The 12770-nt window shown below is 73.5% G+C and carries 11 protein-coding genes; 3 read left to right on the forward strand and 8 right to left on the reverse strand.

What is annotated here, in order from left to right:
* Positions 1–36: 36 nt before the first annotated feature.
* Together tsf and rpsB are read right to left on the reverse strand one after the other, a co-directional pair.
* On the reverse strand, positions 37–867 hold the full coding sequence (gene tsf, locus V3N99_03120) for a translation elongation factor Ts (GenBank protein ID MEO3935730.1): 831 nt from the start codon (positions 865–867) through the stop codon (positions 37–39).
* A 104-nt stretch (positions 868–971) separates the two neighbouring features.
* A complete protein-coding gene (gene rpsB / locus V3N99_03125) occupies positions 972–1955 on the reverse strand; it encodes a 30S ribosomal protein S2 (protein MEO3935731.1) in 984 nt (327 codons plus the stop codon).
* A 284-nt stretch (positions 1956–2239) separates the two neighbouring features.
* On the opposite strand from rpsB, the gene V3N99_03130 reads away from it, so the two are divergent.
* Positions 2240–4249: a DUF6541 family protein gene (locus tag V3N99_03130; protein ID MEO3935732.1), complete on the forward strand. Its 2010-nt coding sequence runs from the start codon at positions 2240–2242 to the stop codon at positions 4247–4249.
* Here V3N99_03130 and V3N99_03135 read toward each other — a convergent pair.
* Positions 4189–5448: an acyltransferase gene (locus tag V3N99_03135; protein ID MEO3935733.1), complete on the reverse strand. Its 1260-nt coding sequence runs from the start codon at positions 5446–5448 to the stop codon at positions 4189–4191. The two genes, V3N99_03130 and V3N99_03135, sit on opposite strands and share 61 nt — an antisense overlap.
* Positions 5449–5526: 78 nt before the next feature.
* Between V3N99_03135 and V3N99_03140 the strand changes: the two genes are divergently transcribed.
* Together V3N99_03140 and V3N99_03145 are read left to right on the forward strand one after the other, a co-directional pair.
* Positions 5527–6666 carry a pyridoxal phosphate-dependent aminotransferase gene (locus tag V3N99_03140; protein ID MEO3935734.1) on the forward strand — a complete coding sequence of 380 codons (1140 nt, stop codon included), beginning with the start codon at positions 5527–5529 and terminating at the stop codon, positions 6664–6666.
* A 113-nt stretch (positions 6667–6779) separates the two neighbouring features.
* Entirely contained in the window at positions 6780–7379 is a 600-nt protein-coding gene (locus V3N99_03145) for a peptidoglycan DD-metalloendopeptidase family protein (protein MEO3935735.1), read from the forward strand.
* Positions 7380–7415: 36 nt separating this feature from the next.
* Here the strand turns inward: V3N99_03145 and V3N99_03150 are convergent, their stop codons facing one another.
* The 5 genes from V3N99_03150 to V3N99_03170 all read right to left on the reverse strand — a co-directional run bounded on the left by V3N99_03150 (position 7416) and on the right by V3N99_03170 (position 12721).
* Entirely contained in the window at positions 7416–8345 is a 930-nt protein-coding gene (locus V3N99_03150; GenBank protein ID MEO3935736.1) for a DUF3152 domain-containing protein, read from the reverse strand.
* Positions 8346–8495: 150 nt separating this feature from the next.
* Complete coding sequence (locus V3N99_03155; protein ID MEO3935737.1) at positions 8496–9407, reverse strand: tyrosine recombinase XerC; 912 nt, start codon at positions 9405–9407, stop codon at positions 8496–8498.
* A 241-nt stretch (positions 9408–9648) separates the two neighbouring features.
* A complete protein-coding gene (gene dprA / locus V3N99_03160; GenBank protein ID MEO3935738.1) occupies positions 9649–10773 on the reverse strand; it encodes a DNA-processing protein DprA in 1125 nt (374 codons plus the stop codon).
* A gap of 5 nt (positions 10774–10778) precedes the next feature.
* Entirely contained in the window at positions 10779–12323 is a 1545-nt protein-coding gene (locus V3N99_03165) for a YifB family Mg chelatase-like AAA ATPase (GenBank protein ID MEO3935739.1), read from the reverse strand.
* The gene (locus V3N99_03170) at positions 12320–12721 is read right to left on the reverse strand and encodes a YraN family protein (GenBank protein MEO3935740.1); all 402 of its coding nucleotides are present in this window, start codon (positions 12719–12721) and stop codon (positions 12320–12322) included. The genes V3N99_03165 and V3N99_03170 overlap by 4 nt, the downstream gene beginning before the upstream one ends.
* Between the last annotated feature and the right edge of the window lie 49 nt (positions 12722–12770).

Genomic DNA, 12770 nt, shown 5'->3' on the forward strand with positions numbered 1-12770 from the left:
TACGGGCCGTGCGTGGTCGGCGTGCGACCGGGAGGGTCAGCCCCCGACGCGGAACCGAGCGAAGCCGGTGGCCGTGGCCCCGGCCTCCTTGAGCACCTGGGCGACGGTCTTCTTCGGGTCCTTGGCGAACGACTGCTCGGTGAGGACGTTCTCCTTGAAGAAGCCGTTGACCCGACCCTCGACGATGCGCGCGAGGGCAGCCTCGGGCTTGCCCTCCTCCTTGGCGGTGGCCTCGGCGACGCGACGCTCGTTCTCCACCGTCTCGGCGGGCACGTCGTCGCGGTGCAGGACCGTCGGAGAGAAGGCAGCGACGTGCATGGCGACGTCGCGCGCGACCTGGTGGTCGCCACCCTCGGTAGCGACGAGCACGCCGATCTGCGCGGGCAGGTCGGGGCTGGTCTTGTGCAGGTAGGACACGACGTTGGGCGCCTCGAGGCGCACGACGCGCTTGATCTCGATCTTCTCGCCGATGGCCGCGTTGGCCTCGTCGATGCGCACCTGGACGGTGCGACCGGCCTCCAGCTCGCTGGCGAGCAGCGACTCGGCCGAGGTGGCGTTGACCGCGACGGCCTGCGCGAGGACCTCGTCGGCGAGCGCGACGAACGGCGCGCTCTTGGCCACGAAGTCGGTCTCGCAGAGGATCTCGACGAGGGTGCCGACACCGTCGCCGGCCTGCGCGACGACGACGCCGTTGGACGTCGTGCGACCCTCGCGCTTGCTCACGCCCTTCTGGCCCTTGATCCGGAGGATCTCGATGGCCTTGGCCCGGTCGCCGTCGGCCTCGTCGAGGGCCTTCTTGACGTCGAGCATGCCGGCGCCGGTCTGCTCGCGCAGCGCCTTGATGTCAGCGGCGGTGTAGTTCGCCATAGCTAGTTCTCGCTCTTCTCGCTGGACAAAAGTGGTGGATGACAGGGGGCATGAACAGACCCCCGTCGAGCGCCGGTTGACCGGCGCCCGACAGGGGGTCTGGGTCAGGCGTTGGTGGTCTCCGCGGCGGGCTCGGCGACCGTCTCGGTGGAGTCGACCGCAGCGGCCTCGGCGGGGGCCTCGACAGCAGCCTCAGCGGGGGCCTCGACAGCAGCCTCGGCCGCGGGGGCCTCGACAGCAGCCTCGACCGGGGCCTCGACAGCAGCCTCGGCGACGGGCGCCTCGACCGGAGCGGCCTCGGCGACAGGCGCCGCAGCGGCGTCGGCCTCGGCGTAGAGCTCGCGCTCCCACTCGGCCAGCGGCTCGGCCGCGGTGGCCTCACCACTGCTGTTGCCACCGGCGCGGGCCACGAGGCCCTCGGCGACGGCGTCGGCGATGACGCGGGTCAGCAGGCTGACCGAGCGGATCGCGTCGTCGTTGCCGGGGATCTTGTAGTCGACCTCGTCGGGGTCGCAGTTGGTGTCGAGGATCGCGATGACCGGCAGCCCGAGCTTGCGCGCCTCGTCGACCGCGAGGTGCTCCTTCTTGGTGTCGACGATCCACACCGCGGAGGGGATCTTGCTCATGTTGCGGATGCCGCCGAGGGTGCGCTCGAGCTTGATGCGCTCGCGGCTGAGGATCAGCAGCTCCTTCTTGGTGCGACCGGCGGCCGCGACCTCGTCGGAGTTGATCTCCTCGAGCTCCTTGAGGCGCGTCAGGCGCTTGGAGATCGTGTTGAAGTTGGTGAGCATGCCACCGAGCCAGCGGTGGTTGACGTAGGGCATCCCGACCCGCGTCGCCTGGTCGGCGATGGGCTCCTGGGCCTGCTTCTTCGTGCCGACGAAGAGGATGGTGCCACCGTGGGCGACCGTCTCCTTGACGAACTCGAAGGCGTTGTTGATGTAGGTCAACGACTGCTGCAGGTCGATGATGTAGATGCCGTTGCGCTCGGTCATGATGAAGCGCTTCATCTTGGGGTTCCAGCGACGGGTCTGGTGCCCGAAGTGGACGCCGCTCTCGAGGAGCTGGCGCATGGTGACGACGGCCATGCCGTGGTCCCTTCCGTAGAGGTGGTGGTTGTCCTCGGGAGGCGCCTGCGGCGACCTACCCGTCCTGGCGTCACGACGCACCTCGCCGGCGAGCTGGGTGAGGACCACCCGGCATACCGGACCAACCGTGGTGCGCGCCGCTTCGGAGGGTGCTCCCGGACGGGAGCGATCTCGTCAGACGGACTTGACGCGCGAATTCGGCCCCGGCTGCGAGCAGACGGGTGCCGTGCCGCCCATGCTACGGCGTCGGGGCGCGCCACCGGTAATCGCTTAGGGTCAGGGGCATGGATACGTGGTGGTCGGTCACCCCGGCCCTGCTCATCCTGGCCGGGCTGGTGCTGGTGCCCGGTCTCGCCATGTCCTACGCCATCGGGCTGCGTGGACTGGTCGGGTGGGGGCTCGCTCCCACCCTGGGCCTGACCGTGCTCGCGGTCAGCCCCATCGCCGCCCGGCTGCTGTCGGTGCCGTGGTCGGTGGGGGCGTGGGCCACGGGCGCCGTGACCTTCGTCGCGCTCGCCTTGTTCGTCGGGCTGTGTCTGCGCCTGGGCTGGCAGGCAGCTCGACGTGCGCGACCCCCCAAGGCCCGACTCGACTCCCCCGCCACGCTGGGTCTGGCCCTGCTCGGGGTGCTGCTCGGCGCGGCCGCGACCCTCTCGGCGGTGCTCCCCGGCATCAGCGACCCGGGTGAGCTCGTCGACAGCACCGACGTCGTCGCCCACCTCAACCGGCTGCGGGCCTTCGTCGACAGCGGCTCCTTCTCGTCGATCGGGCCGCCGAGCACCTATCCCAGCGGCTTCCACGACCTCGCCGGCACGGCGGTGCTGGCGGTGCCCGGGCTCGGGCTCACCACGGCCGCCAACCTCACCGCCGTCGTCGCCGCGAGCATCTTCTGGCCCCTCGGGGCGGTGGCGCTCGCCCGCCAGGCCCTCGGTCGGCGGCCGGTCGTCCTGCTCGGCGCAGGTCTGGTCAGCGCCGGCCTCAGCCTGTTCCCCTACCTGCTCCTCGGCTGGGGGGTGCTGTGGCCCAACCTGCTGGGCACCGCCCTGCTGCCCGGCGTGCTGGGTCCCGCCCTCATCGCCACGCGCACGATCGACGGTCCCGGCACGGGGGCCGTCACGGCCCAGCGCAGCACCCTCGCGGCCGCGACGCTGCTCGCGCTCCCGGGGCTGACGCTGGCCCACCCCAATGCGCTCGTCTCGCTCGGCATGCTCGTCGTCGTCGGCGCCCTCACCACCTACGCCGTCCGGGCCACCACGACGACCGGTCGAGCCCGCCGACGGGCCGCCGGCCTGGGGCTGCTGCTGCTGGCCGTCGGTTTCGCCGGGCTGCTCGCCGTCCCCCGCCTGTCGCAGCAGGTCGCCGACACCGCCAGCTACGACTGGGCAGGGGGGGTCCCCCTCACGCAGGCGCTGCACGAGGTCGGGCTCCTGGGCCTGCAGCTGCACGCCCAACCCGTCCTGGCACTGCTCGGTCTCGTCGGTCTCGTGACCTGCGCTCGTCGCCGACGCCTGCGGTGGATGGTGTCGACCTGGGCCTTCTGCGTGCTGCTCTTCGTCCTCGCCGCCACGAGCCGATCACCGGTCGGCGTCCTGCTCACGGGTTACTGGTACAACGACAAGGTGCGCCTGGCCTCGCTGGCGGCCGTGCCGATCCTGCTGCTCGTGACGGCGGGGCTGGCCGTGTTCACCCGGCTGGGCGCACGTGGCCTCGCCCACGTCGGCAGGGCGTCGACCGACGTCGCCGCCGCACGGACCCGGCGGTCCGTCGCCACGGGCGCCACCCTCGCGCTGCTCCTCGGTGGGACGGTCGGGCTCGCCCACGCCGACACGACGGGCATCGTCTCCCGCTACTACCACCCGCCCGCCACACCGCAGACCCTGCTCACGCCCATCGAGGCGGGTGAGCTGACCGCGCTCGCGCGCAGCATCCCCGCAGGCGTCGTGACGGCAGACGTGCCGGCCAACGGATCGGGCCTGCTCTATGCGCTCACCGGGCGCGAGGTGCTCTACACCTCGCTGCTGCTCGATCCCGACAAGAACCGGCAGGTCGTGGCCGAGCACCTCTCCGAGGTCACCACCCGGCCCGACGTCTGCGACGCCGCGAGGCGACTGCGGGTGCAGTACGCCGTGACCGCCAGCGTGCGGTACTGGCTCAGCCTCGACGACCGTACCCTCGGGATCAGCTCGATCAGCTCGACCACGCCCGGCTTCACCCTCGTGGCGGAGGAGGGCCGCTACCGCCTCTGGCGGATTGACGCCTGCGGCTTCGGCGGCGACCCGACCGCGGCCGGCTGACCGACTCCCGCGGGCTCGGGTGGAGGCTGGTGGCGACGCCGCAGCAACGGCTTCTCGACGAGGAACCAGCTGGCGAACGCCAGCGGCAGCGTGACGACGGCCGCAGCCAGCACGAAGACCGGCAGCGGCGCCCGGACGAGCGCCGTCAGGGCCAGCAGCTGCTGCACCGGGAAGGCGTAGATGTAGACGCCGTAGGAGAGGTCGTCGGGCATCCGCCACCGGGGGGCCCGCAGGTGCGCCCCCAGACCGATGACCGCGTAGGCGAGCAGCAGGGCTCCGGGCAGCCGGTAGTCGGGCAGCCACAGGCAGGCGACGAAGGCCGAAGAGGCGCCGGCGACGAGCCCGGGGGTGACTGGCAGGCGGTCACGCATCGCGTGCAGCACCATCCCGGCGGCGAACATCATCGTCAGCCGGCCGAGCTCGGTCGGCGCCGACCCGTGCACCAGACCGAGGGCGACCAGGCCCGACCAGCCGCTGGCCACGAGGAAGACGACCACGGAGGTCGAGCGGTGTCGCATCAGGCCGAGGACACCCAGCAGCAGGACCCCGAGGTAGCACCCGACCTCCCACTGCAAGGTCCAGATCGAGCCGTTCCACGCCCCCGGGTAGGGGACCGACGACGGAGTGCCGGCGATGTCGAACTGCACGAGCGCCAGGCCCGTGCTCGAGGCGACGTAGGTCGTCGCGGAGCGCAGGTAGGCGGCGAGGCCCACGTGCTGGTGACCGAAAAGCAGGCCCAGCGGGGCGATGACCGCTGCCGTGACGGTCAGGCACACGAGGTAGGCCGGCATGATCCGCAGCCCCCGCGAGCGCAGGAACGCGACGAGGTCGGGACGACGCACCCAGCTGCCCGCGATCAGGAAGCCCGAGACGGCGAAGAACCCGTCGACGGGGCCGTCGGCCAGCAGGTGGGCGAGCTGGTGGGTGACCGGGCCCGCCCGGAAGTCCCGGCCGGTCAGGGGGTAGGAGTGCCAGAGCAGCACGGCCGCAGCGAGCACCAGGCGCACCGTGTTGAGGCCGTTGGCCCGGGGGTCGAGCACCTCGCCGAGGACCGGCCGGCCGGCCACCCGGCGCGGCGGCATACGGGGGGCAGCGTCTGCCCCGGACGGGCTCGGCGCTCGCCGCCTCAGCGACACGACGGCGTACGCGACCCCGCACCCGAGCAGGACCGCGAACCACCCGACATCAACCAGCCCCACATCCCTCACTCTAGGGTGACGACCATGTCCCTCGCGCCCTCCTCACCCGTCTTCGACCCCGAGCCGCTGGTCGACCGGATGCGGTCCTTCGGCACGACCATCTTCGCCGAGATGTCGGCGCTGGCGGTCGAGACCGGGGCGATCAACCTCGGGCAGGGGTTCCCCGACACCGACGGCCCCCCGCAGCTGCTGGCCGCTGCGGTGGCGGCGATCGAGGGAGGGCGCAACCAGTACCCCCCGGGGCCCGGGGTGCCGGAGCTGCTCGAGGCGATCGCCGAGCACCAGCGCCGGTTCTACGGTCTCGACCTCGACCCGAGGCGCGAGGTGCTGGTGACGGCGGGAGCGACCGAGGGCATCGCCGCGGTCGTCCTGGCCCTGTGCGAGCCCGGTGACGAGGTCGTCACCTTCGAGCCCTACTACGACTCGTATGCCGCGACGATCGCTCTGGCCGGGGCGACGCGTCGGACCTCGGTGCTGCGGTTTCCCGACTTCGGCGTCGACGAGGCCTCGCTGCGGGCCGCCTTCTCCAGCCGGACGCGGCTGGTGCTGCTCAACACCCCGCACAACCCGACGGGCAAGGTCTTCACCCGGGCCGAGCTCGAGCTGGTGTGCCGGCTCGCCCGCGAGCACGACGCCTGGGTGGTGACCGACGAGGTCTACGAGCACCTCGTCTTCGACGGGGTCGAGCACGTGCCGGTGGCGACGCTGCCGGGGATGCGCGAGCGCACCATCACGATCTCGTCGGCCGGCAAGACCTTCTCGGCGACGGGGTGGAAGGTCGGCTGGGTGACCGGCCCAGCGGCGGCGGTAGCGGCGGCGCGCACGGTCAAGCAGTTCCTCACCTACGTCGCCTCAGGCCCCTTCCAGCCGGCCGTGGCGACGGCGCTCGGGCTCGGCGACGAGGTCTACGCCGGGCTCGCGTCGCGCTTGCAGCACGGCCGGGACCTGCTCACGCAGGGGCTGGAAGCGGCCGGCCTGACCGTCTCGCGCCCCGCCGGCACCTACTTCGTCATCGCGGACGCCGCCCCGCTCGGGGCCACCGACGCCCTGACGTTCTGCCGCGAGCTCCCCGCCCGGTGCGGGGTCGTCGGGGTGCCGGTGTCGGTGTTCCACGACGACGTGGACGCGGCGCGCACGCTGGTGCGGTTCGCCTTCTGCAAGCGCGACGAGGTGCTGACCGAGGCCGCCACCCGGCTCGCGAACCTGCGTCGCCCGTAGGCCGACCGACCCTGCACGACCGTCGTCCCCATCCCCTGCCCGTCGTGCCGTCCTCCACAGGCGACAGCGCGCGGGCTGTCCCCCGGGGGGTGCGGCCCGCGAGCCTGTCGGCCATGACCACCTGGCCCCTCCTGCCTCTCCTCGTCTCCGCCGTCTCCGTCGCGTCGGGGCTCAGCGCACCGCCCACCCCGGTCACGCTCGCCCCGTCGCCTGTCACCGCCTCGGTGAGCCAGAGCCAGCCGGCCGCCCTCTCGCGCGGCGCGGTGGCCTCACCGTCGGGACTGCCTGGGCGGGCCAGCGCCCACTGGCTCTACCCGCTCGCGCCCCGACCGCGTGTCGTCGCGCGCTTCTCCGCCCCCTCGGGCCCGTATGCCGCCGGGCACCGCGGCGTCGACCTCACCTCCGCGGTGGGGTCGGTCGTCCACGCCCCGACGGGTGGCACGGTCAGCTTCTCCGGGGTGGTCGCCGGACGCCACGTGCTGGTGGTCAGCCACCCGGGTGGACTGCGCAGCACGTTCGAGCCGGTCTCGGGCACGGTGCCGGTGGGCACCGTGGTCGAGCAGGGGGGCGACGTGGGCACGGTCGACGCCGGAGCGGGTCACTGCTCCCCCGCCACCTGCGTGCACTGGGGGGTCCTGCGCGGGGCGACCTACCTCGACCCCCTCCAGTTCGTCAGGTCATCGCGGGTGATCCTGCTGCCGCTCACGCCCTGACCGGCCCTGACCGACCTCACGGTGTGGGAGGCTCGGTCAGGCGCCGGTGGGCCACGGCGACGCCGTGCAGCCCTCGAGCGACTTCGTCTGCTGGACCATGACGGGGGCCGGCCTGCCCCGGGCGGGGCACGAGACGTGCCCGTGGCCCAGACCGTGGCCGACCTCGTGGCTGATGAGGTAGGTGCGGTAGTCGGCGAGGTCGCGACCAAAGGTCTCGGAGCCGTGCATCCAGCGCGTGAGGTTGAGCACCGACCGCGAGCCGTTCCAGCACGAGACCTGCTGGATCGTGACGTTGAGCGGGGCGCACAGCCTCGCGGTCGGGCTGGGGCTCGCGAGGGTGACCCGCACGTCGACGGCGACCCCGGAGGCCAGCTGCTGCGGGCTGACCGGCACGAGGCGCACACCGTCCTCGGTCTGCCATCCCCGCCGGTCGGTGAGCACGGTCATCACCGTGCGGGCGAACTCGGGGGACGACACCGGCAGCCCACCCTCGACCTCGACCGAGTAGCGCACGGTGCGGACCGTGCTCGCCACGGGGCCGCTGGGGATCGCCAGTGTCCCGAGCCTTCCCGTGCCCGCGTTGGGGACTGACAGGCGCGTGGTGTCGGGGGCGGGGGTGTCGCTGCCGTCGTCGGTGACGGGCCCGCACTGGCGGTCGGACCGGGGCCGCGACCGGTGGTCGGCGCCGTCGCTGGGATGGACCCGGGTGCGCGCGCACCCACCCGAGCGGCCAGGTCGGCCCCAGTGGCTGCCGGGCTGTTGCCCCCCCAACCGGTCAGCGGTGAGCGCGGTGACGTCGGTGGGGCTCTCGAGGGCCCGGGCCAGCACGGTGCCGACGAGCAGGACGCCCACCGCCAGCAGGGCAGACCGCCGGCGGCGCACCTGCTGGCGTCGCACCATCGCCGCCCGTCGACCGGCACCGGACCGACCGGGTGCGGGCCTCGGCTCGCTCTGGATGCCGCTCATCGGGGCTGGTCTCCGCACGGTCGGAAATCACCGCCGGGTGCTCGTGCCCCGGGTCGGTGCTCTCTCACCATTCTGGGGCGCACCGCCGCGACTCGGGACGCACCCGTCGGAGACGGTGTGTCGTCCGTCCGCACCGACCGCGACGTGCGGTCACGCACGGGGGTGGGCCTGGGCGTAGGACCGACGCAGTCGCTCGACCGACACGTGGGTGTAGATCTGGGTGGTCGCGAGGCTGGCGTGCCCGAGCAGCTCCTGCACCATCCGCAGATCGGCGCCCCCCTCGAGCAGGTGGGTGGCGGCGCTGTGGCGCAGACCGTGCGGGCCGAGGTCGGGTGCCGACGGCACGTGCGCCAGCAGGAGGTGCACGACCTCCCGCACCTGCCGCGGGTCGACCCGCCGACCGCGGCGTCCGAGGAAGAGCGCCGGACCGCTGGTCGCTGAGGCCAGCTCACCCCGGCGGGCCAGCCAGCCCGCGAGCGCCGTGCGCGCCGGGATGCCGAAGGGCACGGTGCGCTCCTTGCTCCCCTTGCCCATGACGCGTACGAGGTCGGAGCCCAGGTCGAGGTCGTCGACGTCGAGCGAGACCAGCTCTCCGACCCGGATGCCGCTCGCGTAGAGCAGCTCGAGCATCGCCCGGTTGCGCACGTGCACCGGGTCGTCGTCGTCCGCCGCCATCGCGGCTACCTCGAGCAGGTCGCGGGCCTCAGCCGCCTGGAGCACACCGGGCAGGGTGGCCGACCGTCGCGGGGCGAGCAGCCGCAGCGAGGGGTCGGTGGGGATCCTCTCCGTGCGCGCGGCCCACCGCAGGAAGCTGCGGACCGAGGCCGCCCGGCGGGCCACGCTCGAGCGGGCGCCGCCCTCCCGCGACAGCGACGCGAGCCAGGCTCTCAGGTCGCCCAGATCGAGGTCGGAGACCTCCTGCCTGCCACGGTGGTCAGCCGCCCAGGCCAGCAGGTGACGCACGTCGCCGACGTAGGCCCGGCAGGTGTGCACCGAGCGTCCGCGCTCGGCCCGCAGGTGTCGCTCGAAGTCGGCCACGAGCTGCGCGGTCCCCCCGGACAGGTGAGGGCCCTCCTGCGGCCCGATGCCAACGCCGACGTCAACGCCGGCGGCGGTCGGGACGTCAGCGTGTTCGGTCACGCCGACACCGTCGCAAACGGGGAGGCCGCAGGCAAGCACCGCCGCGGATCGGCGCCGATCTCGTCCGCCGGCGCACCCCGCCCATCCGATCCCCGCGTCACGACCTGATTGGTCATCAGCAGTCCTCAGCACCCTCATCAGTCCTCAGCGCCCTCGGCAGTCCTCACCGTCGCCGTGGTGCAGGCACCTTCTGCCACGCCCCGTCGGCGCGTCGCACCAGCCCCCGCAGCTCGAGACGCGGCAGGGCGGCCAGGACCGCGGAGGGGGCCAGACCGGCGGCGACAGCGATGTCGGCCGCAGACGCGGCGCGGCGCACCGGCACCAGCGCGTAGACCTGGGTCTCGACGGGGCCGAGGTCGTCGTGGGGCTGGACGGGACCACGCTTGCGGGTGGCCGCGTCGAGGCCGTACTCCCCCACCAGGTCGACCACCTCTTCGACGTCGGTCACGATCACGGCCTTGCCCTCTCGAGCGGCCTGGTGGCAGCCAGCCGAGACCATCGAGGTCACCGGGCCCGGCACCACCCCCACCGGACGCCCGAGGCTCTCGGCGATGCCCGCCGTGTGCAGCGAGCCCGACCGCAGGCCGGCCTCGACCACCACGGTCCCGGTGCTGATCGCCGCGATGATCCGGTTGCGCAACAGGAAGCGCGGGCGGGTCGGAGCCGCACCCGCCGGCACCTCGGCCACCAGCGCACCGCTCTCGGCGATGGCGCCGATCAGGCGTGAGTGGGCGACGGGGTAGGGCCGGTCGAGGCCGCCGGCGAGGACCGCCACGGTGGGTCCGTCGACCGCGAGCGCGCCGCGGTGGGCTGCACCGTCGATGCCGTAGGCCGCGCCCGAGACGACCGTGAAACCGTGCCCGGCCAGGCCCGCCCCGAGGTCAGAGGCCAGCGTCTCGCCGTAGCGGGTGCTGGCCCTGGCGCCCACCAGCGACACCGACCGCCGGGCCACCCCTGCCAGGTCGAGAGGGCCGCGGACCCAGAGGCAGTAGGGGATGAGCGCCAGGTCGTCGAGACCCCCCGGCCAGTCGACGTCACCCGGGCAGACCACCCGGGTCCCGGCCCGGGCGGCGGCGGCGAGGTCGTGGTCGACGTCAGCGCGCTCGGCCCGGGCCCTCACGGTCTCGGGCACGCTCGGGTCGCCGGCCCGCACGAGCTCGGCCGCGTCGACCGGGCCCAGGGTCTCGACCAGCTTGCGCACCCGCAGGTCGTCGGACTCGGCCCACCGGCTCCACGCCGCGCGCGCCCACCGCTCGGCGTCGGTCGCCTCGGCGGGCACCGTCGTCACCGCACTCATGCTGCGACCTCGCGGTCGTCGTTCTTCATCCCGATCGCCTGACCGACGTCGTCGGCCCCGGGCACGTCGGCCCCTCGCAGGTCGGCGATCGTCCAGGCCAGCCGCAGGCACCGGTCATAGGCACGCATGGTGAAGGTGCCGCGATCGAGCGCCCGGTCGAGGTCGCGGGTGACGTGCGCGGTGAGCCGGAAGCGGCGCTCGCGCAGCACCGGAGCAGGGACGTGGGCGTTGAGCCGGGCCCCGGTGCCCGTCCACCGACCGGCAGCCACCGCCCTCGCCCCCGCGACCCGGGCGGCGACCACGGCGGTGGACTCCCCCGGCTCGAGGGCCAGGGCCGCCCGCGAGACCGCCGGCACGTGGACGGAGATGTCGATGCGGTCGAGCAGTGGGCCCCTGAGCCGGCTGCCGTAGCTGACCCGGCTGATCGGCGAGCACCGGCAGCGCTCGCCCTTGCCCGAGCCCATGCCGCACGGGCAGGGGTTCGCAGCGAGCACCAGCTGGAAGCGGCAGGGGAAGCGGTGCAGACCACCCAACCGGGTCACGGTGACGGTGCCCGACTCCAGCGGCTGCCGCAGCGACTGCAGGACGTCACGGCGGAACTCCGGCGCCTCGTCCATGAAGAGCACCCCGTGATGGGCGGAGGTCACGGCCCCGGGGATGATCTGAGCGCGGCTGCCTCCGCCGACGAGAGAGGTCATCGAGGCCCCGTGGTGCGGCGCCACGAACGGCGGCCGGCGCTGCAGCCGCGTCGGGGCCCCGAGCGTACCGAGCACGGACGCCACCGCCGTGACCTCCATCGCCTGCTCGTCGTCGAGCAGCGGGAGCAGCCCGGGCAGTCGCTCGGCCAGCATCGTCTTGCCCGCGCCCGGCGGGCCCACGAGGTAGAGGTGATGACCCCCCGCGGCAGCGACCTCGAGTGCGTGCCGACCCTCGAGCTGGCCGGTGACGTCGACGAGGTCCGGTGCGACGACCTCGTGCTGGACCGCCCCCAGAGGCTCGTCAACGGGTCGCGGTCGCCCGCCGACCTTCAGGACCTCATAGCGGTGGACCAGCTCTGACAGGTGCGCCACCGGGTGGACGGCCACCCCGGTGACCAGGCGGGCCTCGGCCGCGTTGGCGACCGGCACGACGACGTGGCGCACCCCGGCCCTGGCCGCCTCGAGCACCAGCGGCATCACGCCCCTCACGGGTCGCACGCTGCCGTCGAGGCCCAGCTCGCCGATGTGAACGACCTCGGCCACCACCTGCTGGTCGACGGTGCCCGACGCGACGAGTGCCGCGACGCAGATGGCCAGGTCGAAGCCCGAGCCGCACTTGGGCACCGAGGCCGGCGACAGGTTGACCGTGACGCGTCGCTGCGCGAGGGGGTGCTCGCTGTTGGTCGCGGCGGCCCGCACGCGGTCCGACGACTGGGCGCAGGCGCGGTCGGGGTTGCCACTGACCTGGAACGCGGGCAGCCCGCTGGACACGTCGACCTCGACGTCGACGAGGAAACCGCGCAGGCCCAGCAGGCCCACGGCGCGCGTGCGCCCGAGGGTCACGCCCCCACCCCCACCAGGTGCTCGACGGTGCAGACCCCTCGGCGCGGACGCAGGATCCCGATGACGTCGATCCGCACGTCGCCGACGTGGGTGTCCTGCTGTGCCAGCCAGGCCGCAGCCAGTCGCCGGAGCCGGGCGAGCTTGGCCACGGTCACCGCCTCCACGGGCGAGCCGAACGTGGTCCCCCGACGGGTCTTGACCTCGCAGACCACGAGGCAGTCACCATCGAGCGCGACGATGTCGACCTCACCCGCCCGGCAGCGCCAGTTGCGGGCGAGCACGGTGAAGCCGTGCTCGCGCAGGTAGCGCTCGGCCAGACGCTCGCCGTAGCGAGCGAGGGTCGCGCGAGCAGATGGCGGCGTGGCGGTCGACGGGTTGGCAGGGGTGGTGGTGGTCATGGGCGCAACCCTCGCGCCCGGGCCGCCGCCACGACAGACCCTCTCGTGG

The sequence above is a fragment of the Dermatophilaceae bacterium Soc4.6 genome (genome assembly GCA_039889245.1).
Lineage (GTDB): Bacteria > Actinomycetota > Actinomycetes > Actinomycetales > Dermatophilaceae > Lapillicoccus.